This is a genomic window from Streptomyces sp. NPDC058308 (genome assembly GCF_042880275.1).
GTDB lineage: Bacteria > Actinomycetota > Actinomycetes > Streptomycetales > Streptomycetaceae > Streptomyces.
This window is the reverse complement of record NZ_JBHVZA010000051.1, coordinates 1-26,704: the sequence shown is the minus strand read 5'-3', so window position 1 is coordinate 26,704 and position 26,704 is coordinate 1. Positions and strand designations below refer to the sequence as shown.

The following is a 26,704-nucleotide window of genomic DNA, read 5'->3' as shown; positions in this document are numbered from 1 at the left end:
TCACGGAGGGAGTGTTACGAAAGGACCGTCACGGAGGGAGCGTCACTTCTTCGCGCACAGTGCGGTGTCGACGAGCCGGTCGGCGCGGTCGTCGCGATCCTCCGCGGCCAGGTTGGTGGAACGCATCACGATGACCCCCTTCTTGCCCTTGTCGACGAAGCCGTTGGTGTTCAGGTGGCCGAGCGTGGTCCCGCCGTGGCCCCAGTACCCTCCTCCGCAGCTGAGCCGCGTCCAGAAGATGCCCAGGCCCATCTCCTTGACCGCCTTGTCGCTCGCTTCGGGGGCCGGAACCGTCTTGAGCATCTGCGCCATCTGGCGCGGCGCGAGCAGTTTGCCGCCGAGGAGGCCCTGCCAGAAGCGCGTGAGGTCGTTCGACGTGGTGACGAGGTCGCCCGCCGAGCCGCCCCAGGTCATGCTCACCTCGGTGCTGTCGACCAGGCGGCCCCCGGGCTTGAACTGCTGGTAGCCCTTGGCGTGCGGCTGGGGCAGACCCGTGCGCGTGCCCGCCGAGAAGGTGTGCTTCAGGCCGAGGGGCTCGATGATCCGCTCCCGCACCTCGTCGCTCCAGTGCCGCCCCGTCACCTTCTCGATGATCATCCCGGCCAGGATGTAACCGGTGTTGGAGTAGCTCCAGCCCTTGCCGGGCTCGAAGAGGGGCCGGTGGCGCAGGGCCATGTCGACGAGGTCGCGCGGCGCGTAGCGGTCGAAGCGGTGCTTCTGGAACTCCTCCTCGTCGGTGACGGGCAGGCTCTCGTCGTAGTCGGGCAGGCCGCTGGTGTGCTGCAGCAGCTGGCGTACGGTGATCCGCCGGCCGTCGTTGCCGTTGGCGTCGACCACGCCGTGCAGCCACTGGTCGACGGTGTCGTCGAGGCGTATGCGGCCTTCGCCGACCAGTTGCAGCATCACGGTGGAGACGAAGGTCTTGGTGTTGCTGCCCATCCGGAAGTAGCCCTGGTGCGGGACCGGCCGGCCGGTGTCGCGGTCGGCGGTTCCGCTCCGCACGGAGCTGTGGTGCTTTCCGTGCACCAGGGTGGCCTGGGCACCCACCACCCCGTCCTTGCGGACGATGTCGTCAAGGCCTCGCTGGAGGTCCGCCCGGCCGTATCCGGCGCGGTCGTGGTCGGGCTGGGCCCACGCGGTCGAGACCGGCATCGCCAGCGTCGCCGCCACCGCGATCGCCGCCACCGAGCCGAGGGCGGCCTTGCGGCGCACCGAGGCGGACCGGGGGCGGGCTCCCCGGGTCCCGCCGGCTCCCTGGCCATCGGGACGGGCCGGGGATCCTGCGGCGTCACAGGTCACGTTTCGCAGCTGCGTCATGGCGGTTACCTCACCTCACTGGAAGGAGCTCGAAGCAACCCCAACAGCCCTACGGATGCCGGGTGTTGGAGTGTCGAGCGGCGGCCGGGCGGTTCGCCCGCCGCAAGATCATTGACCCATGCGAGGACGGCGGCACGCCATGGAGGAGCCCCCCTGGCAGGAGGTGCGGAGAACCCCACCTTGATAGGCAGGTCGCTACTTGCCTATCGTGGAGGCGTGACGGACGATGTCTTCAAGGCGCTGGCCGACCCCACCCGCCGGCGCATCCTCGACGAGCTGGCGGAACGGGACGGCCAGACGCTGTTCGAGATATGCGCGAGGCTGGCGTCCAAGCACAACCTGGGACTGTCCCGCCAGGCGATCAGCCAGCATCTGGCCGTACTGGAATCGGCGGGCCTGGTCCGCTCGCGGCGCCAGGGCCGCTGCAAATTGCACGACCTGACCCCCGAACCCCTTGAGCACATCGCGACCCGGTGGCTCAGACCCCGCCCCGATGCACCGGAGGACTCTCCATGAGGATCAACCTGACCAGCGTCTTCGTCGACGACCAGGAGAAGGCCCTGCGTTTCTACACGGACGTACTGGGCTTCGTGAAGAAGACCGAGGTCGCGGTGGGCGAGGGCGGGGACCGCTGGCTGACCGTGGTCTCACCGGAAGAGCCCGACGGGACCGAGCTGCTGCTCGAACCTGACGGGCACCCCGCGGTGAAGCCGTACAAGTCGGCGCTCGTCGAGGACGGCATCCCGGCCGCGGCCTTCGCCGTGGAGGACGTGCGGGCGGAGTTCGACCGGCTGCGCGCGGCCGGTGTGCGTTTCACCCAGGAACCGCTGGAGATGGGCGAGGTCACCGTCGCCGTCCTGGACGACACCTGCGGCAATCTGATTCAGATCATGCACAGCGAGTAGGGCGGGGCACCGGATCTGAGCAACCGCTCCCCGCCCGCCCGGCCGGGTGGGCGCACGTCACCTCCGCAGCCAGTGGCCCGCACCCCACGCCCAGTCGGTGAACAGGGCCTCGTCCCCCAGCACTTCGATGCCGTCGGCGTCGGCGGGCCTGCGGCGCTGGTACAGGCGCAGCAGGAGGTCCGTCAGCGGGCCGCGTACGGCGGTGGCCGCCTTTTCGTGGGCGTGGGTCCAGGTGATCGGCTCCTCAGTGAGGTCGATCAGCCACTCCCCCGTGCCCTCGGGGGTATCCGTCGCGTGCAGGTGGAGCGTGCGGCCGGGACCGAGCAGCGCACGCCGCGCGTCCTGCGACTCGTACGCCTGGGGCAGGGCGCTGAACTCGATCCACTCGTCGAGGCCGTCGAGCGCGACGTCCGCGTCGAGGGTGTACGTCCCGCCGACCGCCGCCGTCGCGTCGAATCGGTGGACGACGGTTTCGTACGTCATGCGGCGGGCCCAGAAGAGCGGGGTGCCGCCCGGGGCCACCGTCCACACCTCGACATCCGGACCCGCCTCCCGAAGGGTGTCCGCGAACCGGGCGGCCCCTTCCGTGAGCCAGTCGGAGAGCGCGGGGATGTCGTCGTCGGCCCCGGGGGTCACGAGATTGACCTGCTCGTCCGGGACCGGCCCGGTGGCCCGGGTCCGCACGACCGTCTCGGCCCAGCGGTGCGTGCCGCCGACGTGGCGCAGCAGGTGCGCGAGGGTCCACCCCGGACATCCCGGCACGGGCACGGTCGCCTCCGCTCCGGCGACGACAGAGGTCAACTGGGCTGTCTGGTCCACGATTCGGTCGGCGTAACGGTCGTGGACCGCTCTGCGGCTGGGGCGCGTCATGTCGTCACGGTAGACCACGGGTTGCAGGATGCCGGGCACGAACCAGGGGCTGATGAGGACCGAGGGATGGGAAGGGGCGGGGCGCGGGGGGCCGGTGTGCCGAGGCACGGGGTGCGGGGGCGTGGGATGCGAGGGCCCGGGCTGCGGAATTTCGGGCAACGACGGCCCAGGCTCCGGGAGTTCGGCCGGCGCGGGCTCTGGAACCTCGGACCGCGCGGGCCCTTGCCGCGGGCCCGTGGACCGCCGGGGTGTCGGCCTCGTGGGCCGTGGGCTGTCGGTCATGCCGACGTCGCCAGGAACTGGGTCGCCGCCAGCTCGCCGTACAGCGGGTCCGCCGCGACCAGTTCGGCGTGCGTGCCCACCGCCCGTACCTTTCCCGCGTCCATCACCACGATCCGGTCCGCCAGCGTCACCGTCGACAGGCGGTGCGCCACCACCAGGACCGTGACCTCGCGGGACACCTCGGCCACCACGTCCCGCAGGGCCAGTTCGTTGACCGCGTCGAGCTGGGAGGTCGCCTCGTCGAGCAGCAGCAGGCGGGGCTTTCTGAGCAAGGCTCTGGCGATCGCCACCCGTTGTCGCTCGCCACCGGACAGCTTGGAGCCCCGGTGGCCGACCACCGTGTCCAGGCCCTCCGGCAGCCGGTCGACCACGGCGTCGAGCCGTGCGCGTGCCAGTACGTGCCGGACTTCGGCATCGGTGGCGTCCGGCGCGGCGAAGAGGAGGTTCTCGCCCAGGGTGCCCGCGAGGACGGGCGCGTCCTGCTCCACGTACCCGATGGCCGACCGCAGCTCGGCGAGCGGCCACTCGCGCACGTCCCTGCCGTCGACCAGGACCCGGCCGCCCGTCGCCTCGTAGAACCGCTCGATGAGGCCGAAGACGGTGGTCTTGCCCGCGCCCGACGGCCCCACGAACGCCGTCATGCCCGGGCCGGGGACGTCGAAGTCCACTCCGTGATGCACGTACGGGAGGTCCTCGCGGTAGCGGAAGGTCACGTCGTCGAAGGTGACGGAAGCCGCGCCGGAAGGGGACGCGGAGCGTGCCGCCTCCCCCGCCTCCGGCCGGTCTGTGCGCTCGGTCTCCAGGCGTTCGGCCTGCGCGATGCGGGCGACCGCCGCCGACCCCACCTGGTACTGCGACACCGCCCCGACCAGGCGCGACACCGGGTCGATCAGATAGAAGAGGAAGAGCAGGAACGCCACGAGCGTCGAGACGGATATCGCGCCCGACGCGACCCGCGCGCCGCCGATCCCGAGCACCGCGAGGAACGACACCTGCACCGCGAGACCGACCGCACTCCACGCGAGCGACTGCCATTTCGCCGAGCGCACCCCGTGCCGCCACGCGTCCTGCGCGGCCGCCTCCACCGCGGCGGCCTCACGCTGCTCGGCACCGGATGCCTTCAGCGTGCGGAAGGCGCCGAACGCCCGCTCCAGAGCGGTCGAGATGGTGCCCACTGCCTCCTGCGCCCGCTCCGTGGCCTGCGCGATCTTCGGCATGACCAGGGACACCGCGCCACCGATCAGCACGATCACGCCCATCGTCACACCGAGCAGCACCGGGTCCATCAGCCCCATCATCACGATCGTCGCGAGGAAGGTGAGCCCGCCGGACGCGGCGGACACCACGGACTGGGTCGTCACCGCCCGCAGCAGCGTCGTGTCCGAGGTCACGCGAGACATCAGGTCACCCGGCTGGGTCCGCTCCACCTCGGCGAGACGCAGCCGCAGCAGCCGCCCGATCAGGGTGCGCCGCGCCGCGAGCACGACGGACTCGGCGGTGCGCTCGAGGACGTACGCGCCGACGGACTCGATCGCGGTGCCGAGCACCACCAGGGCGGTGAGGAGCGCCAGGATGCCGGTGATGGAGTCGTCGCTGCCCAGCCGGTCCACCAGGGACTTGGCCGCCAGCGGCTGAGCGAGGCCGGTCGCCGAGCCGATCAGCGTCAGGAAGGCACCGAGCGCGACGGCTCCGCGGTGCGGCCGGAAGTGCCGGTACAGGGCGCGCCACGTCTCTTTGGCGGGCATCCGCTCCGGCTCGTCGGCGGCTGTGCCGCTCGGCCCGGTTCCGGCGGGGGCGGGTCCTGGGGTGAGGGAGGCGTCGGTCACGTCCGGCAGGACGCGGTACGGCGAGATCCACCTGACTGAGGTGGCACACGCGTGCGCCGGGCCCGAGCTCGCCCGGGCCCGCCCTCACCCGTACTGCCATGCGGTGCGTCACCGCCCCGTGTGATTCGGCTCGGCGCTTCAGTACCCCGGCCGCCGAAGAGAAGTTAGCCGATCAACCGAGTTCGGTGCAGTGACGATTCTGCACGGACGGAGACGGGGCGAGCGGTGAGGCTCGCGGCGGCGGAGTGCGCGAGCGGAGTGGATGGGTGTGCGAGTACGGGGGCAGGACGAGGACGCCGGTGGGGAGCGGTCGGGCCGGGTGACCGGCGCTCTGGTCGGCAGGGGCGAGGAGCTCGGACGCCTCGGAGGCCGCCGAACTGCTCGGCCAGGCCTGGCGCGTGGGCATGCTCGCGGGCGACGACGCCACCGTCGTGCGCGTCTCGCACGTGCTCGGCGCGCTCGCCCTTAAGGACGGCAGCACGGAACGGGCCATCGCCCATCTGCGGGAGGCCGCCGACACCATCCCCGTGCACGCGGAGCACGGCCCGGCCGCCGCCGTCAGCTGGGCACTGCTCGCCGTGGCGCAAGCCCGGGCCCGACCCGCCGACGCGTGGCGCAGGGTGCGCCGCGCGTCGGCGGGCCCGCAGCCGCGGCACGACCTCTGGGCCCGTTCCATGACGCAGTACGCCCAGGCCTTCGTCGACCACGTACACGGCCGCCGCAGCCGCGCCTGGCGCCGCGCCCACAAGGCGCTCGCCGGCGCCCTCGGAGTGTCGGGGGCGGCGACCGCCACGGTGGCGGGACGCCCGGCGCCGCACTCATCCACCAGCTGATCGCGGACATCGAGACGGGGGCGCCGTCGGCCTAGCAAGACCTGCGACGGGCGCTACGGCTCGACCGACCGGGGCGGGGCGGGGCTGGCACATCAAGCTCGGCGACACGTACTTCGGCATCGGGCCGCTCGGCCTGTCGGCGACCTCAACTGCCGGTGTGGACACGGCTTCAACCGCGCCCCCGGGGGCACTCGCAACTCCATGCCCCGGAGCCGGGACAGCAGTCATCCGCTACAAGTAGCTCAAGCGCCGCTAGGACCGAGCCGTGTGGGCCCTGAGGGTCACACAAGTCAGTGACAGAGGTGTTGCAGGTGAATATGGGGCCAACCATGGCTCGCGGCGTCTACGAGGTCAGCAGTACGACGGACCTCGTGGTGCTCATCGTTCTCGCCGTAGTGATTCTGGTCGCCGTGCTGTGGCGGGGACGGCGCCGCCGCAACTAGTGAGCCGGTCCGGAGATCCTGTCGCAGTAGTGGCAGATCTGGTCGGCGGTCTTGGTCCGCTTGAAGGGCCGGGCGGCCTCGTTCCAGGTCTTGATCCATTCGTCGAGTGCGGTCTTGAGATCGTCGAGTGAGCAGAAGACGCCACGCTCCAGACCGACACCAGCGGCGCTGACGGACCGACGCACCCCTCCGACCGGACACGAACATCGCTAGTCCTCACGCCAGGCATCGCGAAGGCGCCGAAGTGCCTTGACCGCCGCTACCGCTTTGTCAGCCAGCGGTGGAATCTGGTCGAAGAGATGATGCAGGACGAGCGTTCCCCTGCGATCATCGTGGTGATCATTGGGGTCCAACCGATCTGTTCCATGTGGTCCGGCGACCTTTCCGTAACAAGGTGGCCAAGCCGCACGCAGGCATGCCCGGTCTGACCACCAACGATTTGGTGATCGAGCCGAGGCGCCCGCCCGACACGCGTGACACTCGGAGGCCGTTCCGCATGTTGAGCTTTTCCCGTCGCGCGTCGACCCCGTGTCGGTGGGTCGGCGACGGATCCTCACTCAGTCGCGGGCAGGCTCGCCACCGCCACAGTGCCGCTCCCAGCGGGACGCACGCTGCACATCGGTTTCTCCGTTACCGTTCCGTGACCTATAGTTGAGCCCGTCTTCGGCGGCGTGCCTGGAAACGGATACGCGAAGGGCCTCGCCGCATCTCGCATGCGACGGGGCCCTTTTTGACGCTTACGCTGCCACTAGCAGCGCAGGCAGCACGGCGGCGAGGCAGACCAGCAGGGCGGCGTACTGGCGTTCGTTCAGATGCTCAGCAGTTGCGAGCACGACCAGAACGATGACAACGATCACTCCGCGCTTCTTTGACCAACGCCCGCGGGGGGCCCGAGGTGTTTCGCATCGGGACATGCTGACCAGCCTCCAAGTGCAATGCACGTCAGTGGACTTCACGCAGCAGGTCGGCCGACCATGTTGCCGCTCAGGCCGTGCGGCCTGTCGTCGGGCACTACAACTACATCACGCGCCGCCTTCCAAGAATTAAACCGATGGAATTGCCCCCCCTACTCTCATAACGCGCAGAAGATAGCTAATCGACCCATAATCGGTGATGCAATAGCCCCAGCTATCTCGTGCGTTGCCTTCACACCCTGGGCCTCTTTCGTTCCTTTTTGGGGTATTTCTTTGCCCACCCCATTACCAATGCAGATCGTCGCAAGGTCAGGTCACTGCACGCTGCTGGCCAGTCGCGGAATGCTATCGACCGCGCCATCAAGCGCAGTCCGTCGACCGTGTCGAAGATCGCCGGAGCGTTCGAGCCGCCGCTCACCTTCGACCGCGCCCCCAAAGTTGCCGCCGCCACGGAGGTACGCCGCGCAGACCTCGCCGCACGCCGTACCGCTCTCGCCCTCGCGCTCCAGGGCGACGCCGAGCAGCTACGCATCCAGCCATGGGCGCCCACCACACACGGCGAGTTCGCCGGCCGCGAGGGCGAGTGGCACGAGACCCACCTCGCCCAACCCCGATTCACCGACCAACGGCAGATCGTCGCGTCGGTACAGACCGCCATCGGTACCTCGCTACGCCTCACCCCCGCCGAGGGCGGAGAGAACGCCGAGGAAGTGCGCAGCATGCTGGGCGCCCTCGGCGAGGCCCTGACGCAGCCCACCGCCCACGACGACCAGGCCCACGACGCCAGGGGCGACGCCGGGGGGTGAGCCACGGTGCTCGACCTCGGCCGCCTGCCCCTGTCTCGCAAGCAGTTGCGCTGCATCGGGCAGGCGACCGCCCGAATCAACCTGTGGCACGGCAGCGTGCGCAGCGGAAAGACGATCGCCTCGCTACTGGCGTTCGTCATCGCCGTCGCCACGGCCGGACCATCCGGACTGATCATCGTGTGCGGGCGCAGCCTCCAGACGATCGAGCGCAACCTTTTAGAGCCCCTCCAGGACCGCGCCCTGTTCGGGCCCCTGGCCCGGCACATCGTGCACACCCGCGGAGCGACCACGGCGACGATCCTCGGCCGCACCGTCAACCTGTTAGGCGCCGCCGAGGGTCGCCTACGTGGCCATACCGCACAGCTCGCGTACGTCGACGAGGCGACCCTCGTACCCGAAGGATTCTGGACTCAGCTCCTCGCCCGCCTGTCCGTGTTGGGCGACCGGCTGTACGCCACGACCAACCCAGATTCCCCGCGCCACTGGCTCAAGACGGGGTATCTCGACCGTTCGGCCGAGCTGAATCTCAGGGCGTGGCACTTCCGCCTCGCCGATAACCCGAGCCTGTCGCCCGAGTACGTCGCCGACCTCACCGCCGAGTACGTCGATCTGTGGCGCCGCCGCATGATCGACGGTGCGTGGGTGGTCGCCGAGGGCGTCATCTACGACATGTGGGACGAGGCCCGCCACGTCGTCACCGAGCTGCCCGACATGCGCCGGCACTGGGCAAAAGGCCGGATACACGCGCGCGCCTCTCGCTCACATCCTGCACATTCTCTTGCAGCTCGACGCCGTGCACTTCGGTCGGCGCATCAAGCCCGAGCGCCCCCGCGTCGAGTTCGGCGACGGCGCCACCGAGAGCGAGCAGAGCACGGCGACAACCCTCGACCTACTCGCACGTGCGGGCGCCGCGTCCACCGCAACCAAGGTCCGGTGGCTACACCCCGAATGGGAGGACGGCGAGGTAAATGCCGAGGTCGCCGCGATCCTCGCCGAGACCGGCGCAGCCGCACCCGATCCTGTCGGGACGTTCCCGTTGTGACGCCCGCCCACTACTTCGCCTTGCCACGCCGCGACCGAACAGCCTCAAGAGCCACATCCCGAAGGGCCGAGACGGCCACCAGAGTTACGGTTCCCGCGATCTGCACCGGAGTCTGTACGTAGTCCAAGATGATCCCCGCCAGGCCGCCGCTAGCACTGACCGGGGTCCAAGCCACCTTGATGCCATCCCAGGTGATACCGAGCTTGTGACTCATTCCCTACCCACCTCTCAGGCGATCCCTTACGGGCCACCCTGCACCTGAACCTGGCGCTGCGTAGGGATCGTTCACTCGACCAGATGGCATATCCCAGCGGGGTCTTCCGCTGCGAGCGGGGCGGTATGTAGCTTGCTGCGCCCTTTTCGCAAGTCCTCGCCACACGTACGAGTGAACTTGGGCGGTTCTTCCTGACATGTCGCATCGCCGGTCGGCGCGTAAAGGGGATGAATTATGGCGATTCACCCCGGCATGGTCGAACCTCTCGCCGAGCGTACCCGCGACCTGTACGCCGCCGAGGAACGCCTACTCGGCATCATCGCGCGGCAGTTGGCTGAGGGCCTCGACGCTCCGGGGTGGGCCGAGCGAAAGCTCGCCGCGGTCCAGTCGTTGCGCCGCGCCTCACAGAGTGTGGTCGACGAGTTGGGCAAGGCCGTTCAGCTTGACGTGTTCGACGCGGTTGCCGAGGCGTACAACGTCGGACACCGGGCCGCGCTCGCCGAGATCGGCGCCCTGCCCGACGACGCGCGCGCCCTGGTCGACGACATCACGCCCAACGCACAGGCTGTGAACAGGCTCGCTCAGGAAGTGGTCGACGTGGTCACCTCGACGCACCGCTCGATTCTGCGGGCGGTCGTCGACATCTTCCGGGCCGTCGTCGCCGAGGTCACGGCAACACCCCTGCTCGGCACCGGCACCCGCCGCCAGGCCGCACAAGACGCCATGCGCCGGTTTGCCGACCAGGGCATCAAGGCATTCACCGACCGCGCCGGCCGCCGTTGGCAGCTCACCAGCTACGCCGAGATGGCCGTTCGCACGAGCGTTGCCCGCGCGACGACCGAGGCGCACATGCGCACTCTCGCCGAGCACGGCGTCGACCTGGTCATCGTTTCCAACGCTGCACGCGAGTGCCCGCTGTGCCGCCCGTGGGAGCGCCGCATTCTGACCATCGGCGGGCCCGCGGGCCCGCGCACGGTCGAGATCGAGCGCGCCCTCGACGACGGCCGCATGGTGTGCCCGTCCGCGTCGCCGGCTCGCTCGACGAAGCGCGCGCCCGCGGGTTGCAGCACCCCAACTGCCGCCACTCCGTGAGTGCCTACGCCCCGGGGCTGACCACGGTTGAGGACGCCGAGCCGGACGCCGCCGGGTACGAGGCCGGACAGCGTCAGCGCGCCATCGAGCGGAACATCCGCAAATGGAAGCGCCGCGAAGCCGTCGCCACCACCCCGGCGGAGAAGCGCGCCACCCGCGCCAAGGTCCGCGCGTGGCAGGGCGCCATGCGCCATCACCTCGGCGCCCACCCCGACTTGCGCCGACTTCGGCGCCGCGAGCAGGAAGGCGCGGGGAACCTCCCCGCGGCGCCGCGCCCGCCGGCGCCGGATCAGGTCGAGCGGGCTAGTGTGTGGTCGGGTGACGAGGCGACCGTGCGGGAGATGAGCGACGACCAGCTCGCCGCCGCACTCCGCACGCCCCTCGACGACCGCGCACGCCGACGGATCGAGGCCGAGGCCGACCGCCGCGACCTCACCGCCCTCGACCGCGCCGCCCCCGGCGGGCACCTGGTCGAGGATCTGCTCGCCCTGTCCGACGACGACCTCGCCCGCCTGTACGCCCACGTCGACCGGGACGACCAGATGCGCATCATGGCCGAGACCGACCGCCGCGATCGCGCCGGGCAACACCTGGACGTGCGGGCCGACTTGGTCGGCCTATCCGACTCCCAGCTCGCCGCCCGCTACCGCGACGCCGGGACTGGTTCGGAGGCCGCCCGCCGCGACCTGCTCGCCCGCCTCTTCCCCGGCGGGAACCTGCTCGCCGATCTGTCGGGCGTAGGTGACGACGACCTCGCATGGGCCATGCAGTACGCCAACACCGCCGAACTCCTGTGCATCGCCGCCGAGATGGACCCCCGCGACGCCGTCGAGCTACCGGCCCCGGCGGACACCGGCGACGCCGTCGACGACCTGCTCGCCGACCGCGACGCCCTCGCCGAGGCCGTGGCACCCGCGCCCGACCCGGAGCAGTGGGGTGCGCTCGCCGACGACGAGAAGTTCGCCGCCGAGGCCGCCGCCCTCGCCACCGCCAGGGCGAGGAGGAGGGCGAGCAGGACGAGCGGCACACGATCACGCGCCGCGAGGCCCGCACCCTGTACGACGAGTACGTATACCGGCAGTATCTGAAAGCCGAAGAGGACTGCCGCGGCTACCTGCTCAACAAGAAGGCTCAGGCCGTCGGCCACAGCCCGCTCAGTCTGTTCAGCGGGCCCGCGCGCATCGCGTACGCGCGCGCGTCCGACGAGCTGAAAGAGTGGTGGGCCGGACACGGGCGCCTGACTCAGGCCGAGTTCATCGAGCAGGCGACCGGACGCAGCCAACGATGGGCTGATGGCGCCCGTAAGAACGAGTCGGACCAGCAGAATACGAGGTGACCATGGGCACGCGCGAGCAGATCGTGAAGGCCGCCACGGCAGGCCGCGAGGCAGGCGAGCGGGGCGAGCCACCGACAGCGTGCCCGTACCCGAGCACGTCGACGCTGCGGACCGCGTGGATACGTGGCTACGCTACAACTCGCCCTCTTTCTAGCTTTGCCGTCCCTTTCGCGCGCCAAGAGTAGCCTGGGAGTTAGGCACCTGTTGACACAACTGCCCGGTACTGTTCATCCGCGAGTGAGACGAAGCGCTTGGTTTTCGAGGACTTTCCAGCGCGTGCCAACTCACCCCATCCAGCACGCACTCTTTCCCAATATGCTCTAGAAATATCCCCCTCGAAGAAGTTGCGGAATAGCAGGCTGACTTGCTGGTCTGTCGTTTCCTCGATCAGGTAAGCAGAGTGCCACCACGACACGATGAGGTTCGAGAACAGCATCTGTCGTGTTATGACATCTGGAAGCTCTGCCAATGGACTTCCCCAGCAGGGCCGCAGAGTCTCGTCATTTATGGACATAACCAAGAGTTCTCGATGCGACGCCCTCATGTTCTCTTCTCGGGACAGACGCGTTTGTCGGGATTGGTAGATCAAAGACATCGCGACGCCCGCTAGCGCAGCAGCAGAAATGATCAGCGATAACACGGTCATGAAGCCCCCTCCGTGCCCATAGACGCTGCTGTCCGGTAGCCGGTTCCTACGAACAAACTCATCACCGCCTGCCAAATGCGGGCCCTTTTCGTTTGCCCGCATCCGGCTGAGCGCCGGGCACGCACGGCCCCGGACACCGTCCCAGGAGGACCCCCGTGTTGACCCCGACCACCGCCACCGCCCAGGCCCCCGCCCCGCAGGCACCGGCCGCGCCGAGCGCCAGTTCGACACCGCCACAGCCGCAGGCCCCGCCGCGCAGCAGCCGACCGCGCCGCAGGGCGAACCGCAGGACGTCGCCTCGCTTCCCGAGTGGGCCCAGAAGCTCATCAAGGACACTCGCGCCGAAGCCACCGACTACCGCACCCGCGCCCAGCAGGCCACCCCCACAGCAGCCGGCACCGGCCCCGCCGCCCGCAGCCGAGGCGCCCGAGGGCGACGTCGCCCGCCTGCCGAAGTGGGCACAGCAGGCCCTCGCCGACTCAGGCGCCGCCGCCCGCCGCGCCGCCGTACAGACCGCCGTCATCCAGGCCGCAACGGGCACAGGCGCCGACGTCGCGCGCCTGCTCGACTCGGCCAGCTTCACGGCCGCCGTGGCGCAACTCGATCCGAGCGACACGGCCGCCGTCGCCGACGCGATCAAGAACGCCGTCACGGCTCAGCCCTACCTCGCCGCAGTCCCGCACCGCTTCGGCCTGCCCGTGGCCGCCATCACCGGGGACGGCACGTTGGGGTACTTCGACCGCGCGCCATACGACCGAGTCATCTCAACGGTTGGCCTACGGGCACAGGTCCCATGGGCGTGGGTGGAGCAGACCCAACCCGGAATCATCGTCACCCCATGGGGCACAGGCTCGGCAACGGCGACGCCATCGCCTGCCTGGTCGTCGCCGAGGACGGCCGCACCGCCTCCGGACGGTTCACAGGGCCCGCCGAGTTCATGAGGTTCCGCGCTCAACGGGTACCGCCCATCGAGTACGACAAATACGTGCCGGGTGGCGTGGCAGACGGCGACCAGTCCGCAACCACGCTCACCGAGGGCGAGTTCCTCGGCGAGCCGTTCGACGCCCGGCGCTTCGCCTACGGCCTCCGCATTCCCCACTGCACGATGGTGGTAGCGGACAAGCGCGACGGAGTCCGTCCGGTCTGGCTCTACAGCCTGACCGATCACTCATGGGCGTGCGTCATGTTCCGCGACGGCGACACCGCGCGCTTCGGGCAGAAAGGCGACCGGCGCCTGTGGGATGACGCGCACGCCGCGTACGACTGGTGGGCCGACAACGACCGGCCGGACCATACGCGGTTCGGCCTCACCGTCACACCTGAAGGCCAATCGGTATGGCTGGACAAACCCGCCGCCGGGCGCCACACCTGACAAGCGCACAAACGAAACGCCCCCGCTGAGAACGCGATCTGCGGGGGCGCTTCGCATTCCCGCAGATCACCACGCAAGTGTTCCACCAACGTTGTCGCACGAGAGTGTGACCACCACACCCACCTCACGGCAGTGTGGGAGCCAAGGCACGGAAACATCGGGGTAGTTCACCAACATGCTGACGTCGGACCCGAAGCCCCTGATGGCCCCGCTGCGGGCGCTTCGAGGCATCGACGCGCTCCGCGGCCTTACGAAGTACTGGAGGGCGGGAGGCGCCACCACAGGGCCCGCGAGGTCTTGTCTTGCGCCTCACGAGCCCCGGTAGGCAACTGGGCCCACTTGAGCCCATCTGTTTTACGCGTTCTATCCAGGGAAAAGAGCACCGCATGGGCCGGCGGTGCCAGATAGAGCCCGACCACGTCACGAATCTTGTCGGTCAGCAGCGGGTCCGGGGAGATCTTGAACTCCTCGGTCCTCCACGCCTGAAGACAGAACGCCCGCCAGATGCGGTGCACGCTGGTGGGCGAGATCCCCACCTGCCGGGCCAGCTCCCGCTTCGACCAGTGCGTACCGCCCTCGGGGACCTCTTCGAGGGTACGCACCACCACCTCTTCCACCTGGGCATCGGTGATGGAGCGCGGCACCCCCGGACGCGGCTCATCCGAGAGGCCCTCCAGCCGGTCGAGCAGGAACCGGGTCCGCCAACGCCGCACCGTCGCCCGGTCCGTGCCACACCGCGCGGCGACCACGGTGTTGTTCCACCCCCGGGCACAGGCGAGCACGATCCGCGCCCGCTTCGCCAGCCCCTGCGCGGTCGTGCGGCGCCTGGCCCAGTTCTCCAACACCAGCCACTCGGCCCCGGACAACACCAGCGGCTCCAACCGGGAATCACCCATGCCACCAGCACAACGCAGCCCGACCACTCCCCGCAGCAGACCACCAAGATCTGAAACGAGAAGCGACACACGAGACGAGCTACCAACTCAAAACCAGCTCACTAGGTCATCCCTGCCGGGCCCAGCGACCGGTACCGGCAGAATCCACTCGCCGCCCCGCACCGCACCGGCGTACCGCCACAGCGCAGGAAGCACCCGAAAGCCCTCCGCGAAGCCCGCTGCCGGGACCCTGCGAGCGGAGGGCCCGGCGCGTCGGCGATCACCGCACCCCCCGCCCCTCCAACACCACCTGCCATCCCGGCACCGCCGGCAGCGAGGACTCCGTCCGGGGCGGTGTGGCACGGCGGCCGCCGCGGCTGAAGAAGTCGGCGAGGGGCAGCGTCGCCGCGCCCACCGTGACCGCGTCGGGGCCGAGTTGGCCCAGTTCGACGGTGGCGCGGGTGGCGGGGTGGCGCAGGGCGTACGCGTCGGTGTACTCACGGACGGCGGGCAGCAGGTGCGGACCCAGTTGGAGGCCCGCCCAGCCGCCGACGAGCACGCGCTCGGGGCCGAAGAGGTTGACGAGGTCGGAGATGCCCGCGCCGAGGTATTCGGCGGTCTCGTCGAGCACGGCGGCGGCGACCGGGTCCGGCGCGGTCCCGTCCTGCGGGTAGGCGGCGCCCAGCAGGGCGCTCACGCCGGTCTCCTCGTCGGCGCCGGGCGGCAGCAGGCCACCCTCCTCCTGCCAGCGCGCCAGGAGCGCCTCGGCTCCCGCGTACGCCTCCAGGCAGCCCCGCGCGCCGCAGCGGCAGCGGCGGCCCCGGACGCTGACGGTGAGGTGGCCCCACTCGGCGGGGCCGCCGCGTGCGCCGCCGTGGATGACACCGCCGGTGACGATGCAGGCGCCGACGCCCGAGCCGATCAGCACGATCGCGGCGTCGCTCGCACCGCGTCCGCCGCCGAACCACATCTCGGCCTGGCCGAGGGCTCGTGCGCCGTTGTCGACGAAGTAGGCGGTGTCGGCGGGGAGTTCGACCTCCTCGCGCAGCATGCGTTCCAGCGGGACGGCGTCCCAGCCGATGGTCTGGCCGTGCACCACGGTCCCGGCCACGTCGCCCTGATCGCCCGCGCCTTCGCGGTCGACGATGCCGGGCACGCCCACGCCGACGCCGATCAGAGAGCCGTGCGGGGCGCCGGGCTCGATGCGGGCTTCCGCGCACACCTGCGCCACGCCCTCCCGGATGTGCCGGACGATGGTCGCGACGTCGTAACCGGATTCGGTCAACGGGCGTTCCGTGCGGGCCAGTTCCTTCAGGCCGAGGTCGAAGGCCTCCACCCGGACACGCGTCTCTCCGACGTCGACCCCGATGAGGCGGCCGCTCGACGGCGCGACGCGCAGCAGGGTGCGCGGCCGCCCGCCGTCGGACTCGACGCTGCCCGCCTCCTCCAGGAGGCCGTCCGCGGTGAGCTCGGCGACGACGTTGCTCACGGAGCCCGAACTCAGGCCGGTCGCCGGTCCGAGTGCCTGGCGGCTCATCGGCCCGCCGAAATACAACCGTTGCAGTACCGAGGCGCGGTTGCCCACGCGCAGGTCGCGCACCGTTCGACTGCTCCGCTCGGCCATGTGGCTCCTCTCCGGTCGGCAACATACCCGTGCGCGACCCCTTGACGCGACTATCTCTCAGGTTTTAACTCACGTCCTAAATTAAGCCGTGAATTCGTTCGGACGCCGAACTCGGCGCGCTCTCATGCCCGTTCTCAATCCCTGCCATCAACCACGAAAGGGACGGATCCGCCATGCGCAGACTCCGAGCTGTGGCGACTCTCGCCACCGTGACCGCTCTCACCGGTGCCACCCTCACGGCCTGCGGCGGCGGCACCGGCACAGGCGGCGAGGGCAGCAACGCCTCGCCCAGGACGCTCACGTACTGGGCGTCCAACCAGGGACCGAACCTCGCGGCGGACAAGAAGATCCTCACACCTGAGCTGAAGAAGTTCGACGAGGAGACGGGGATCGAGGTGAAGCTGGAGGTCGTCCCCTGGTCCGACCTCCTCAACCGGATCCTGGCGGCGACCACGTCGGGCCAGGGCCCCGACGTCCTCAACATCGGCAACACCTGGTCGTCCTCGCTGCAGGCGTCCGGCGCCCTGCTGCCGTGGGACACGGAGAACTTCGAGGCGATCGGCGGCAGGGACCGCTTCGTCGACGCCGCGCTCGGCTCGACCGGCGCCGCGGGCAAGGACCCGGCGGCGGTGCCGCTGTACTCGCTGTCGTACGCGCTCTACTACAACAAGGCGATGTTCAAGGAGGCGGGGATCAGCAAGCCGCCGGCAACCTGGGACGAGCTGGTCGCCGACGGCAAGAAGCTCTCCAAGGGCGGCAAGTGGGCGCTCGGGGCCGAGGGTTCGAACCTGGTGAACAACATCCACCAGGCCTTCGCCCTCGGCAAGCAGCACGGCGCCGACTTCTTCGACGCGCAGGGCAGGCCGACGTTCACCTCGCACGGTGCCGTGGCCGCCGTGAAGCAGTACGTCGACTTCATGGCCAGGGACAAGATCATCGCGCCGGGCAATGCCGAGTACGCGCAGAACCAGTCGCTGCGGGACTTCGCCCAGGGCAAGACCGCGATGGTGCTCTGGCAGGCCGCCGCGACCACGTTCGACGCGCAGGGCATGGAGCCCGACGACTGGGGGGTCGCTCCCGTGCCCGTGGCGTCGGGCAAGCCCGGCGCGGACCGGCGGGTCAACTCGATGGTCGCGGGCATCAACCTGGCCGTCTTCAAGAACACCGACAACCTCGACGGCGCGCGGAAGTTCGTGAAGTTCATGACGAGCGACGCCGAGCAGGCCCACCTCAACAAGGCGTACGGATCGATCCCGCCGGTCAGAACGGCGCAGGAGGACGCCGCCTTCGACCGCGCCGACACCGCCGTGCTGCGCGACACGCTCCGCAAGAGCGCGGCGCCGCTGCCGCAGGTGCCCAACGAGTCGCAGTTCGAGACGTCGGTGGGCACGGCCATCAAGAAGCTGTTCGCCGACGCGGCGGCAGGACGGGCGGTGACCACGCAGTCCGTGACGTCCGAACTGTCCAAGGCCCAACAGCAGATGCCGAAGAGCTGAGCGCCCTCCCATGACCACGCTCACCACACCGCCCACGCCCACGGAGCGGGCCACGCCGCCCTCCGGCGGGCGCAGGCCGCGCCTGCGCCTGCCCGCGCGCCTGCGCCGCGTCTCGCTCCCCTACCTCCTGCTGCTCCCCGCGCTGCTCCTCGAACTCGTCGTCCATCTCGTGCCGATGGCCGTCGGCATCGTGATGAGCTTCAAGGAGCTCACCCAGTTCTTCATCCGCGACTGGGGCGCGGCGCCCTGGACCGGCCTGGACAACTACAGGCTGTCGGTGGACTTCGACGCCCCGGTCGGCGAGGCGCTGCTGCATTCGTTCTTCGTCACCGTGGCGTTCACCGTCCTCTCCGTGGGCCTGTGCTGGCTCATCGGCACCGCGGCGGCGGTCTTCATGCAGGAGAACTTCCGCGGCCGCGGCCTGCTGCGGGCCGTCTTCCTCGTCCCGTACGCGCTGCCGGTGTACGCCGCCGTCATCACCTGGTCGTTCATGTTCCAGCGCGACACGGGCCTGATCAACCACGTCGTCCACGACCAGCTCGGGCTCACCGACAGCAGGCCCTTCTGGCTGATCGGCGACAACAGCTTCATCGCCCTGCTGACCGTGTCGGTGTGGAAGGGCTGGCCGTTCGCCTTCCTCATCGTCATGGCGGGGCTGCAGAACATCCCCAGGGAGCTGTACGAGGCGGCCTCGATCGACGGTGCCGGGACATGGCAGCAGGTGCGGCGCATCACGCTGCCGTCGCTGCGTCCGGTGAACCAGGTCCTCGTCCTGGTGCTCTTCCTGTGGACGTTCAACGACTTCAACACGCCGTACGTCCTGTTCGGCAAGTCGGCGCCCGAGGCCGCTGACCTGATCTCCCTCCACATCTACCAGTCGTCGTTCGTCACCTGGAACTTCGGCACGGGCTCCGCCATGTCGGTCCTGCTGCTGCTCTTCCTGCTCCTGGTGACGGCCGGCTACCTGCTGGTCACCTCGCGGGGCTCGCGCGATGCGCGCAGGTGGCGCGGAAGGAAGGCCGCCGATGTCTAGCCGCTCACCAATGGCCGCGCCGCGTTCGTTCGCGTGGTCACGGCGGATCTTCCTGACGCTGCTAACCGGTTTCGTCCTGCTGCCCGTCTACGTGATGGTGAGCAGTTCCCTCAAACCGCTGCAGGACGTGTCCGGCGCGTTCCACTGGATGCCGAGCGGGTTCACCGTGCGGCCGTACATCGACATCTGGAAGACGGTGCCGCTCGCGGACTACTTCATGAACTCGCTGATCGTGGCGGGCGCGGCGACGATGTGCTCGGTGGTCATCGCGGTCTTCGCCGCGTACGCGGTCAGCCGGTACCGCTTCCGGGGCAGGCGGGTGTTCACCGTGACCGTCCTGTCGACGCAGATGTTCCCGGGCATCCTCTTCCTGCTGCCGCTCTTCCTCATCTACGTCAACGTCGGCAACGCCACCGGCATCGCGCTGTTCGGCTCGCGCGCCGGGCTCATCCTCACCTACCTGACGTTCTCGCTGCCCTTCTCGATCTGGATGCTGATCGGGTACTTCGACTCGGTGCCGCGCGAGCTGGACGAGGCGGCGCTGGTCGACGGGTGCGGGCCGCTCGGCGCACTGCTCCGTGTCGTGGTGCCGGCCGCGATACCCGGCATCGTCGCGGTCGCCGTCTACGCCTTCATGACCGCCTGGGGAGAAGTGCTCTTCGCCTCGGTCATGACCACCGACGCCACGCGCACCCTCGCCGTGGGCCTGCAGGGCTACGCCACCCAGAACGACGTGTACTGGAACCAGGTCATGGCCGCCTCGCTCGTCGTGAGCATCCCCGTCGTCGCCGGCTTCCTGCTGCTGCAGCGCTACCTCGTCGCCGGGCTCACCGCCGGAGCCGTCAAGTGACCCCACCCGAAAGGAACTCCGTGACCGACCCCTCCTCCTTGGACCTCTCCGCGCTCCCCCAGGACTTCGCGTGGGGCGTGGCCACCTCGGCGTACCAGATCGAGGGCGCCGTCGACGAGGACGGCCGCTCGCCGTCGATCTGGGACACCTTCGCCCGCGTCCCGGGCGCGATCGACGGCGGTGACACCGGTGACGTGGCCTGTGACCACTACCACCGCTGGCCCGAGGACATCGCGCTGATGCGGGAGCTCGGTGTCGACGCCTACCGTTTCTCGCTGGCCTGGCCCCGCGTGGTGCCCGGCGGTGACGGGCCGGTCAACGCGGCGGGGCTCGACTTCTACGACCGGCTCGTCGACGCGCTCCTGGCGGCGGGCATCTCCCCGAGTGCGACGGTCTACCACTGGGATCTGCCGCAGGCGCTGCAGGACCGCGGGGGCTGGCCCGAGCGCGGGACCGCCGAACGCTTCGCGGCGTACGCCTCCGTGGTGGCCAAGCGGCTCGGCGACCGGGTCACCCACTGGGCCACGCTCAACGAACCGCTCTGCTCCGCCTGGATCGGCCACCTGGAGGGCCGCATGGCGCCGGGCCTGACCGATCTGACGGCGGCCGTACGCGCCTCGTACCACCTGCTGCTCGGGCACGGGCTCGCGGCGCAGGCGATCCGTGCGGCGGCGCCCGGCGCGCAGGTCGGCATCGTCAACAACCTGTCCCCCGTACGGCCCGCCTCGGACCGCCCCGAGGACATCGCCGCGGCCCGGCGCGCCGACGGGCACACCAACCGCTGGTGGCTGGACCCGCTGCACGGGCTCGGGTTCCCCGCCGACATGCGCGAGGTGTACGGCGTCGAACTGCCGGAGCGTGCGGGCGACTCGGCGGTCATCGCGCAACCGCTCGACTGGCTGGGCCTCAACTACTACTTCCCGGCGATCGTCACCGACGACCCGGCGGGCCCCGCACCGTTCGCCCGCCAGGTCCACCGGCCCGAGGTCCGGCACACCGGCATGGACTGGGAGATCGACGCGGACGGCCTGGAGAGCCTCCTGATGCGGCTGTCCGTCGAGTACGGGGCGCGCAGTCTGTACGTCACCGAGAACGGCTCGGCCTACCCGGACGTCGTGCGCGCCGACGGCACGGTCGACGACCCGGAGCGCACCCAGTACCTGCGCGAACACCTGGCGGCGTGCGCCCGCGCCGCCCGCAGGGGCGCCCCGCTGGCCGGCTATTTCGCGTGGTCGCTCCTCGACAACTTCGAGTGGGCGTACGGCTACGACAAGCGCTTCGGCCTGGTCCATGTCGACTACGCCACCCAGCGCCGCACGGTGAAGTCCAGCGGCCGCCACTACGCGGAGCTCGTGCGGGCCCACCGCCTGCGGACCGCGCGGGCGGCCTGAGAACCCTGAGAACCCGGACATCCTGAGCGGGCCCGGCCCCTTGGCCCCGGACTCGCCTCAGCGCGTGATCGCGCCCAGCAGCGCCTTGGCGCACAAGTCCCTGACCTGCTCCCGCGTCAGGTCCGGCTCCTCCAGCCACTCCAGGCAGACCGCGACCATGAACGCAAGCCAGCCCCGCACGGCCAGGCGCACCGCGGGCAGGTCCTGGGTGATGTCGGCGGCGCCCGGGTCCGCGGCGAGGGCGGCGAGGATCTGGCGCTCCTGGGCGGCGAGGCCCTTGCGGTAGACCTCACGGACCAGCGGGTCGCCCGCCGCCTCGGCCCGGTGGAAGGCGCGGAAGCCCTGTGCGTGGCTCTCCACGTAGCCGAGGAACGCGTCGAGCCCGGTGGTGATCTGCTCGTGCACCGGCAGTCCGGACTCGGCCGCCGTCAGGCGCAGCATGCGCTCGCTCTCGCGGTGCACGACAGCGGCGAAGAAGTCCCGTTTGGTCGGGAAGTAGTGGTACAGGAGGCCGCGCGAGACGCCGGCGATCTCCGCGACCCGCTCGATCCACACGTCGTCGTAAGGCTTCTGCGCGAACAGCCGCGCCCCGACCGAAAGCAGCTGCTCACGCCGCTCCTCGGTGCTCAGTCTGCGGCGCGTGCGCTCCTGCGGGTTCGCGGCCATGCCCGCACCTTACTTGACGCGAATTCAATAGCGGTACCAGACTGGGATCTCCTATTGAATCCACGTACAACAGGCCCAACGGGCCCGTCCGGCAAGGGAGATGGGCACATGGCGCAGACGACGCGGTCCGCGGCGGCGAACACTCCGGACGGGCCGGGCGCACCCGTCCCCCTCCAGAAGGGCTTCCGCAGCGCCGAGCTCGGCTGGCCCGAGCTGCACCGGATCCCGCATCCGCCCCGTCGGCTGCCGCTGCTCGGCGACGTCCTGGGCGCCAACGTCAGGACCCCACTGCAGGATTCGATGAAGCTGGCCCACAGGCTGGGCCCCATCTTCCGGCGCAAGGCGTTCGGCAAGGAGTTCGTCTTCGTGTGGGGCGCCGAGCTCGCCGCGGACATGGCCGACGAGTCGCGGTTCGCGAAGCACGTGGGCCTCGGCGTCGCCAACCTGCGCCCCGTGGCGGGCGACGGTCTTTTCACGGCGTACAACCACGAGCCCAACTGGCAGCTGGCCCACGACATACTCGCCCCCGGGTTCAGCCGCGAGGCGATGGCGGGCTACCACCCGCTGATGCTGGACGTGGCACGGCAGCTCACGGCGCGCTGGGACGAACGGGAGTCGGCGGGCCGGGCCGTGGACGTGCCGGGCGACATGACGAAGCTGACGCTGGAGACCATCGCCCGCACCGGCTTCGGGCACGACTTCAGCTCCTTCGAACGGTCCGCACCGCACCCCTTCGTGTCCGCGATGGTCGGCACCCTCTCCTTCGCCCAGCGTCGCAACGTCGTGCCGCCGCTCCTGACCCCGCTGCTGCTGCGCGGCGCCGACCGGCGCAACGAGGCCGACATGGCCTACCTCAACCACACCGTCGACGCGGTGGTCGCCGCCCGCCGCGCCGCGCCGGGGCGGGGCGGCCAGGGCGATCTGCTCGACCGCATGCTGGAGGTCGCCCACCCCGGCACCGGGGAGCGGCTCACTCCGCAGAACATCCGCCGCCAGGTCATCACGTTCCTGGTCGCCGGGCACGAGACGACGTCCGGCGCTCTGTCGTTCGCACTGCACTACCTGTCACGCAACCCCCGGGTGCTCGCCCGCGCGCGGGCCGAGGTCGACGAGGTCTGGGGCGCCGAGGGGGAACCCGCGTACGAACAAGTGGCCAAGCTGCGCTACCTGCGGCGAGTGCTCGACGAATCGCTGCGGCTGTGGCCGACCGCGCCGGGGTTCGCCCGCGAGGCACGCGAGGACACCGTCCTCGGGGGCGTCCATCCGATGCGCCGCGGCGCGTGGGCGCTGGTCCTCGCGACGATGCTGCACCGCGATCCGGTGGCGTGGGGCGAACACCCCGAGGAGTTCGACCCCGACCGGTTCGCCCCTTCGGCCGTACGCGCCAGGCCCGCCCATGTCTTCAAACCGTTCGGCACCGGCGCCCGCGCCTGTATCGGCCGTCAGTTCGCCCTGCACGAGGCGACCCTGGTGCTCGGCCTGCTGCTGCGCCGCTACGACCTGCACGCCGATCCCGGCTACCGCCTGCGCATCGCCGAGCGGCTCACCCTGATGCCGGACGGCCTCACCCTGCGGCTCACCCGGCGCGCGCCGGGCGCTTAGGGGGCCGTTGTCAGACCCGTGCGCAAGAGTGGAGGTGGCATTGCGCGATGCCGTACACGCCACCCAGCGCAGAGGAGCCGCACGACATGACCGGCACGACGTCCGAGGAACTGCTCGCCGCCCAGGCCTATTTGCGTCTGCTGCACACCGCCCGCGCCGCGCTCTCCGACTCCGCGTCGGTCTCCCCGGTAGCCGCGGCGACGCTGCTGGCCGGCCCGATCGCGGAAGCGGACGAAGCACTGCGCCGCGCGGGCTTCGCGGGCAACGAGGCAGCGCTCATCGACCGGATCTACGATCTGGCACCGCCGCCGCGCGCCGCCGAGGGGGACACGCGTACCGGCCGGGTACCGATGACCCGGTCCTGCGCCCGAGAGGGGAGTCAGTCATGAGTGCGGACGGAGGCAACGCCTCGTACGGCCACAAGGAGTTCAAGCGTTCCAAGAGTCACTTCGCGGACCGGATCACGGCGGACGGCCGCGACGGCTGGCCCGTCGAGGCGGGGCGCTACCGCCTGGTGGTGAGCCGGGCCTGCCCCTGGGCGGGCCGCGCCCTGGTCTCCCGGCGGCTGCTCGGCCTGGAGAGCTCCCTCTCGCTGGGTGTCACCGACCCGATCCAGGACGACCGGAGCTGGCGGTTCACGCTGGACCCCGACGACCGCGACCCGGTCCTCGGCATCCGGTTTCTGAGCGAGGCGTACGAGGCACGGGAGAGCGGCTACCCCGGCGGGGTCAGCGTCCCCGCCGTCGTCGACGAACCGAGCGGCAAGCTGGTCACGAACGACTTCCAGCAGATCACGCTGGACTTCGCCACGGAGTGGACCGCCCTGCACCGCGAGGGGGCGCCCGACCTGTATCCCGAACCACTGCGTGACGAGATCGACTCGGTGATGGAGGGCATCTTCCGCGACGTCAACAACGGCGTGTACCGGGCGGGCTTCGCCCCGGACCAGTCGGCGTACGCATCCGCGTGCCGCGATGTCTTCCGCCGTCTGGAGCTCACCTCCGAACGCCTGGCGAGCCGTCGCTATCTCGTCGGGGACACCCTCACGGAGGCGGACATCCGGCTGTTCAGCACGCTGGTGCGGTTCGACGCCGTCTACCACGGTCACTTCAAGTGCAACCTGCGGAAGCTGACCGAGGACCGGGTCCTGTGGGCGTACGCCCGTGATCTGTTCCAGACCCCGGGGTTCGGCGACACCATCGACTTCGACCACATCAAGCGGCACTACTACCAAGTGCACGCGGGCATCAACCCGACCGGCATCGTGCCGCTGGGTCCGAACCTCGCCGAGTGGCTGACGCCGCATCACCGGGAGGAACTGGGCGGGCGGCCCTTCGGCGACGGCACACCTCCGGGGCCCGTGCCCGCCGGGGAGGAGGTGCCGGCCACCGGGCGGGTCTGAAGTCCGCCCGGCTCGCTCCGGCAGGTCAGCCCATCGCGGTGCCCGGGTCCGTGAGCGGTTCCCGGTCCGGTTCCACGAACCGCTCCTCTTCCCGGCCCGGGGTCTGCCGCCAGGTGAACTGGTCGCCACCCACCCAGCGGACCGTGTCCGGGTCGTCGAGGTCGTGCACGGTGATGCCCGCCATGGCGGCCGCGTCCAGGACGTCCGTGACGGTCTTCGCCTTGCCGACGACCTGGCCGTCGATCTCGACGATGCGGAAGGGCGGGTGCCCCGGCTGGACGCCGAGGACCGTGATCCGGGGATTTGCCATGTAAAAATACGCTTCGGTCATGCCTGGAACCCTTCCACGGCGACCGGCGCGGCCACCTCGCCTGTCGGCCGCTCGGGCTACCCAACGCGAGGTTGTGACCCGGGGCAGGGCGGTTGTTTGATCAGCCGGCCGGTCGCTCGCTTGGATGTCACGCGGCAGCACGGGGCTGCCCGGTGAGTCCTTCGAGGAGCGGCACGACATGGCGGGCAGGCGGTCGCTCGGGCGACGGTTCGGGTGGCTCTGGGCAGCGTACGCGGTCAGCACGTTCGGGACGCGGCTCGCGTTCGACGCCTTCGCCATGATCGCGATCCTGACGCTGGACGCCGGGGCGGCTCAGGTGGCGGTGCTCGCGTCCGCGGGGCTCGCGGTGGGGGCGGCGGCAGCGATCCCGCTCGGGCCGTGGGTGGAGTTCCGCCGCAAGCGGCCCGTGATGGTGGCGATGGACCTGGTGCGGTGTGCGGCGCTGCTGAGCGTGCCCGCCGCGTTCGCGCTCGGCCTGCTCGGCTTCGCGCAGCTCCTCGTCGTCTCTGTGGTGGTCGCCGCGGCCGACATCACGTTCGGGGCGGCGAGCGGCGCATACCTCAAGTCGCTCGTGCGCCCGGAGGACCTGCTCGTCGCCAACGGCCGCTTCGAGTCGACGACGTGGACGGCCACCATGCTGGGGCCGCCGCTCGGCGGGGCCGCGGTCGGCCTGTTCGGCCCGCTGCTGACCGTGGTCGCCGACGCCGTCAGCTACCTGCTCTCCGCGGTGGGCCTCCGGGCGATCGGCGGCCTCGGCGGGGAGGAGCCACGGCCCGTGCGCCCCGCGGAAGCGGAGCGAATTCGCACGGGCGAGGTACTCGAAGGCTGGCGGTTCATCCTCGGCAGCGCGGCGCTGCGCCCGCTGTTCCTCAACACCGTCCTGGTCAGCGGCCTGATCATGGCGGTCTCGCCGCCGCTCGCCGTCCTCATGCTCGGCCCCCTCGGCTTCGCGCCCTGGCAGTACGGCCTCGCCTTCGCGCTGCCCTGCCTGGGCGGCCTCGTCGGCGCGCGGCTGTCCCCGCGTCTCGTCGCCCGCTACGGACAGCGCGCGGTCATGCTGGTGGCGGGCACCCTGCGCGCCTGCTGGTCCCTCGGACTCGCGTTCGTCGGCCCCGGCACCGCCGGGCTCGTCCTCGTCGTGGCCGTGGAGTTCGGGCTCATCACGTGCATGGGTGTGTTCAACCCTGTGTACGCCACGTACCGGCTGGCGCGGACCCCGGCGGACCGGGTCGCCCGCACCCTGTCCGCCTGGTCGGTCAGCAGCAAGGCCACCGTCGCCGCCATGACCGCGCTATGGGGTCTGCTCGCCGGTCTCACCGGCCCCCGCACCGCCATCGCCGTCGCCGGTCTCCTCCTGCTCGTCACCCCGCTGCTGCTGCCCCGGAGCGACCGTTCGGCGCCCGGGACGGCCCGCGTACCCGCCGGCTAGGCCCTGTCGTCAAACTCGCGTCGTTGGCCCGGAGGGCGGCCTCGCGGCGTCTGGTGCGTGCGATCGCAAGGCGGAGGGTCATCCCGGTACTGGGCGTACCGGGATGA

At 70.4% G+C, this 26,704-nt stretch carries 27 protein-coding genes; 18 read left to right on the top strand and 9 right to left on the bottom strand.

What is annotated here, in order from left to right; genetic code table 11:
• Nucleotides 1-42: 42 nt before the first annotated feature.
• Nucleotides 43-1,317 carry a serine hydrolase domain-containing protein gene (locus ACFVYL_RS36700; RefSeq protein ID WP_389724261.1) on the bottom strand — a complete coding sequence of 425 codons (1,275 nt, stop codon included), beginning with the start codon at nucleotides 1,315-1,317 and terminating at the stop codon, nucleotides 43-45.
• Nucleotides 1,318-1,533: 216 nt separating this feature from the next.
• Here ACFVYL_RS36700 and ACFVYL_RS36695 point away from each other — a divergent pair, with 216 nt between their 5' ends.
• Nucleotides 1,534-1,833, top strand: a complete 300-nt coding sequence (locus tag ACFVYL_RS36695; RefSeq protein ID WP_389724258.1) for an ArsR/SmtB family transcription factor — start codon at nucleotides 1,534-1,536, stop codon at nucleotides 1,831-1,833.
• Nucleotides 1,830-2,222, top strand: coding sequence for a VOC family protein (locus ACFVYL_RS36690; RefSeq protein WP_389724255.1), 393 nt, complete (start codon nucleotides 1,830-1,832; stop codon nucleotides 2,220-2,222). Before ACFVYL_RS36695 ends, ACFVYL_RS36690 begins: the two co-directional genes overlap by 4 nt.
• Before the next feature lie 57 nt (nucleotides 2,223-2,279).
• On the opposite strand, the gene ACFVYL_RS36685 is transcribed toward ACFVYL_RS36690, so the two are convergent.
• Together ACFVYL_RS36685 and ACFVYL_RS36680 are read right to left on the bottom strand one after the other, a co-directional pair.
• Nucleotides 2,280-3,092: a maleylpyruvate isomerase family mycothiol-dependent enzyme gene (locus ACFVYL_RS36685; RefSeq protein WP_389724252.1), complete on the bottom strand. Its 813-nt coding sequence runs from the start codon at nucleotides 3,090-3,092 to the stop codon at nucleotides 2,280-2,282.
• A 278-nt stretch (nucleotides 3,093-3,370) separates the two neighbouring features.
• Nucleotides 3,371-5,119: an ABC transporter ATP-binding protein gene (locus tag ACFVYL_RS36680; RefSeq protein WP_389724297.1), complete on the bottom strand. Its 1,749-nt coding sequence runs from the start codon at nucleotides 5,117-5,119 to the stop codon at nucleotides 3,371-3,373.
• 479 nt (nucleotides 5,120-5,598) lie between these two features.
• Here ACFVYL_RS36680 and ACFVYL_RS36675 point away from each other — a divergent pair, with 479 nt between their 5' ends.
• On the top strand, nucleotides 5,599-6,033 hold the full coding sequence (locus ACFVYL_RS36675; protein WP_389724249.1) for a hypothetical protein: 435 nt from the start codon (nucleotides 5,599-5,601) through the stop codon (nucleotides 6,031-6,033).
• A 439-nt stretch (nucleotides 6,034-6,472) separates the two neighbouring features.
• Here the strand turns inward: ACFVYL_RS36675 and ACFVYL_RS36670 are convergent, their stop codons facing one another.
• Nucleotides 6,473-6,661, bottom strand: a complete 189-nt coding sequence (locus ACFVYL_RS36670; RefSeq protein WP_389724246.1) for a hypothetical protein — start codon at nucleotides 6,659-6,661, stop codon at nucleotides 6,473-6,475.
• Nucleotides 6,662-7,770: 1,109 nt separating this feature from the next.
• On the opposite strand from ACFVYL_RS36670, the gene ACFVYL_RS36665 reads away from it, so the two are divergent.
• The 5 genes from ACFVYL_RS36665 (at nucleotide 7,771) to ACFVYL_RS36645 (ending at nucleotide 12,065) form a co-directional block, all read left to right on the top strand.
• Nucleotides 7,771-8,196: a helix-turn-helix domain-containing protein gene (locus ACFVYL_RS36665; protein ID WP_389724244.1), complete on the top strand. Its 426-nt coding sequence runs from the start codon at nucleotides 7,771-7,773 to the stop codon at nucleotides 8,194-8,196.
• Nucleotides 8,197-8,202: 6 nt separating this feature from the next.
• Nucleotides 8,203-9,360 (top strand): terminase large subunit domain-containing protein, encoded by a 1,158-nt coding sequence (locus ACFVYL_RS36660; RefSeq protein WP_389724241.1) that lies wholly within the window; start codon nucleotides 8,203-8,205, stop codon nucleotides 9,358-9,360.
• A 326-nt stretch (nucleotides 9,361-9,686) separates the two neighbouring features.
• A complete protein-coding gene (locus ACFVYL_RS36655) occupies nucleotides 9,687-10,544 on the top strand; it encodes a phage minor capsid protein (protein WP_389724238.1) in 858 nt (285 codons plus the stop codon).
• On the top strand, nucleotides 10,541-11,632 hold the full coding sequence (locus ACFVYL_RS36650) for a phage minor capsid protein (RefSeq protein ID WP_389724235.1): 1,092 nt from the start codon (nucleotides 10,541-10,543) through the stop codon (nucleotides 11,630-11,632). Before ACFVYL_RS36655 ends, ACFVYL_RS36650 begins: the two co-directional genes overlap by 4 nt.
• Before the next feature lie 250 nt (nucleotides 11,633-11,882).
• Nucleotides 11,883-12,065, top strand: coding sequence for an Rmf/CrpP fold protein (locus tag ACFVYL_RS36645; protein WP_389724232.1), 183 nt, complete (start codon nucleotides 11,883-11,885; stop codon nucleotides 12,063-12,065).
• Between the two features lie 8 nt (nucleotides 12,066-12,073).
• Here ACFVYL_RS36645 and ACFVYL_RS36640 read toward each other — a convergent pair whose 3' ends face one another.
• Nucleotides 12,074-12,526, bottom strand: coding sequence for a DUF6082 family protein (locus ACFVYL_RS36640; protein ID WP_389724229.1), 453 nt, complete (start codon nucleotides 12,524-12,526; stop codon nucleotides 12,074-12,076).
• Nucleotides 12,527-12,681: 155 nt separating this feature from the next.
• Between ACFVYL_RS36640 and ACFVYL_RS36635 the strand changes: the two genes are divergently transcribed.
• A complete protein-coding gene (locus ACFVYL_RS36635) occupies nucleotides 12,682-13,467 on the top strand; it encodes a hypothetical protein (protein WP_389724227.1) in 786 nt (261 codons plus the stop codon).
• Entirely contained in the window at nucleotides 13,365-13,898 is a 534-nt protein-coding gene (locus ACFVYL_RS36630; protein WP_389724300.1) for a hypothetical protein, read from the top strand. Before ACFVYL_RS36635 ends, ACFVYL_RS36630 begins: the two co-directional genes overlap by 103 nt.
• 248 nt (nucleotides 13,899-14,146) lie before the next feature.
• Here the strand turns inward: ACFVYL_RS36630 and ACFVYL_RS36625 are convergent, their stop codons facing one another.
• Both ACFVYL_RS36625 and ACFVYL_RS36620 read right to left on the bottom strand, forming a co-directional pair.
• The gene (locus ACFVYL_RS36625) at nucleotides 14,147-14,863 is read right to left on the bottom strand and encodes an IS630 family transposase (RefSeq protein WP_389724224.1); all 717 of its coding nucleotides are present in this window, start codon (nucleotides 14,861-14,863) and stop codon (nucleotides 14,147-14,149) included.
• A gap of 190 nt (nucleotides 14,864-15,053) precedes the next feature.
• Nucleotides 15,054-16,397 carry an ROK family protein gene (locus tag ACFVYL_RS36620; protein WP_389724221.1) on the bottom strand — a complete coding sequence of 448 codons (1,344 nt, stop codon included), beginning with the start codon at nucleotides 16,395-16,397 and terminating at the stop codon, nucleotides 15,054-15,056.
• A 173-nt stretch (nucleotides 16,398-16,570) separates the two neighbouring features.
• On the opposite strand from ACFVYL_RS36620, the gene ACFVYL_RS36615 reads away from it, so the two are divergent.
• The 4 genes from ACFVYL_RS36615 to ACFVYL_RS36600 are packed head-to-tail and all read left to right on the top strand — an operon-like array spanning nucleotide 16,571 to nucleotide 21,167.
• Entirely contained in the window at nucleotides 16,571-17,893 is a 1,323-nt protein-coding gene (locus ACFVYL_RS36615; RefSeq protein WP_389724218.1) for an ABC transporter substrate-binding protein, read from the top strand.
• Between the two features lie 10 nt (nucleotides 17,894-17,903).
• A complete protein-coding gene (locus ACFVYL_RS36610) occupies nucleotides 17,904-18,926 on the top strand; it encodes a carbohydrate ABC transporter permease (protein ID WP_389724216.1) in 1,023 nt (340 codons plus the stop codon).
• A 10-nt stretch (nucleotides 18,927-18,936) separates the two neighbouring features.
• Nucleotides 18,937-19,776 (top strand): carbohydrate ABC transporter permease, encoded by an 840-nt coding sequence (locus tag ACFVYL_RS36605; protein WP_389724213.1) that lies wholly within the window; start codon nucleotides 18,937-18,939, stop codon nucleotides 19,774-19,776.
• A gap of 20 nt (nucleotides 19,777-19,796) precedes the next feature.
• On the top strand, nucleotides 19,797-21,167 hold the full coding sequence (locus tag ACFVYL_RS36600; protein ID WP_389724210.1) for a GH1 family beta-glucosidase: 1,371 nt from the start codon (nucleotides 19,797-19,799) through the stop codon (nucleotides 21,165-21,167).
• 57 nt (nucleotides 21,168-21,224) lie between these two features.
• On the opposite strand, the gene ACFVYL_RS36595 is transcribed toward ACFVYL_RS36600, so the two are convergent.
• Nucleotides 21,225-21,833, bottom strand: coding sequence for a TetR/AcrR family transcriptional regulator (locus ACFVYL_RS36595; RefSeq protein ID WP_389724207.1), 609 nt, complete (start codon nucleotides 21,831-21,833; stop codon nucleotides 21,225-21,227).
• A gap of 108 nt (nucleotides 21,834-21,941) precedes the next feature.
• On the opposite strand from ACFVYL_RS36595, the gene ACFVYL_RS36590 reads away from it, so the two are divergent.
• The 3 genes from ACFVYL_RS36590 (at nucleotide 21,942) to ACFVYL_RS36580 (ending at nucleotide 24,837) form a co-directional block, all read left to right on the top strand.
• A complete protein-coding gene (locus ACFVYL_RS36590) occupies nucleotides 21,942-23,435 on the top strand; it encodes a cytochrome P450 (RefSeq protein WP_389724204.1) in 1,494 nt (497 codons plus the stop codon).
• 86 nt (nucleotides 23,436-23,521) lie between these two features.
• Nucleotides 23,522-23,824: a hypothetical protein gene (locus ACFVYL_RS36585; RefSeq protein WP_389724201.1), complete on the top strand. Its 303-nt coding sequence runs from the start codon at nucleotides 23,522-23,524 to the stop codon at nucleotides 23,822-23,824.
• Nucleotides 23,821-24,837 carry a glutathione S-transferase family protein gene (locus ACFVYL_RS36580; RefSeq protein ID WP_389724198.1) on the top strand — a complete coding sequence of 339 codons (1,017 nt, stop codon included), beginning with the start codon at nucleotides 23,821-23,823 and terminating at the stop codon, nucleotides 24,835-24,837. Before ACFVYL_RS36585 ends, ACFVYL_RS36580 begins: the two co-directional genes overlap by 4 nt.
• A gap of 25 nt (nucleotides 24,838-24,862) precedes the next feature.
• Here ACFVYL_RS36580 and ACFVYL_RS36575 read toward each other — a convergent pair whose 3' ends face one another.
• On the bottom strand, nucleotides 24,863-25,168 hold the full coding sequence (locus tag ACFVYL_RS36575) for a hypothetical protein (protein ID WP_389724196.1): 306 nt from the start codon (nucleotides 25,166-25,168) through the stop codon (nucleotides 24,863-24,865).
• 178 nt (nucleotides 25,169-25,346) lie between these two features.
• Between ACFVYL_RS36575 and ACFVYL_RS36570 the strand changes: the two genes are divergently transcribed.
• Nucleotides 25,347-26,597 carry an MFS transporter gene (locus ACFVYL_RS36570; protein ID WP_389724294.1) on the top strand — a complete coding sequence of 417 codons (1,251 nt, stop codon included), beginning with the start codon at nucleotides 25,347-25,349 and terminating at the stop codon, nucleotides 26,595-26,597.
• Nucleotides 26,598-26,704: the final 107 nt, after the last annotated feature.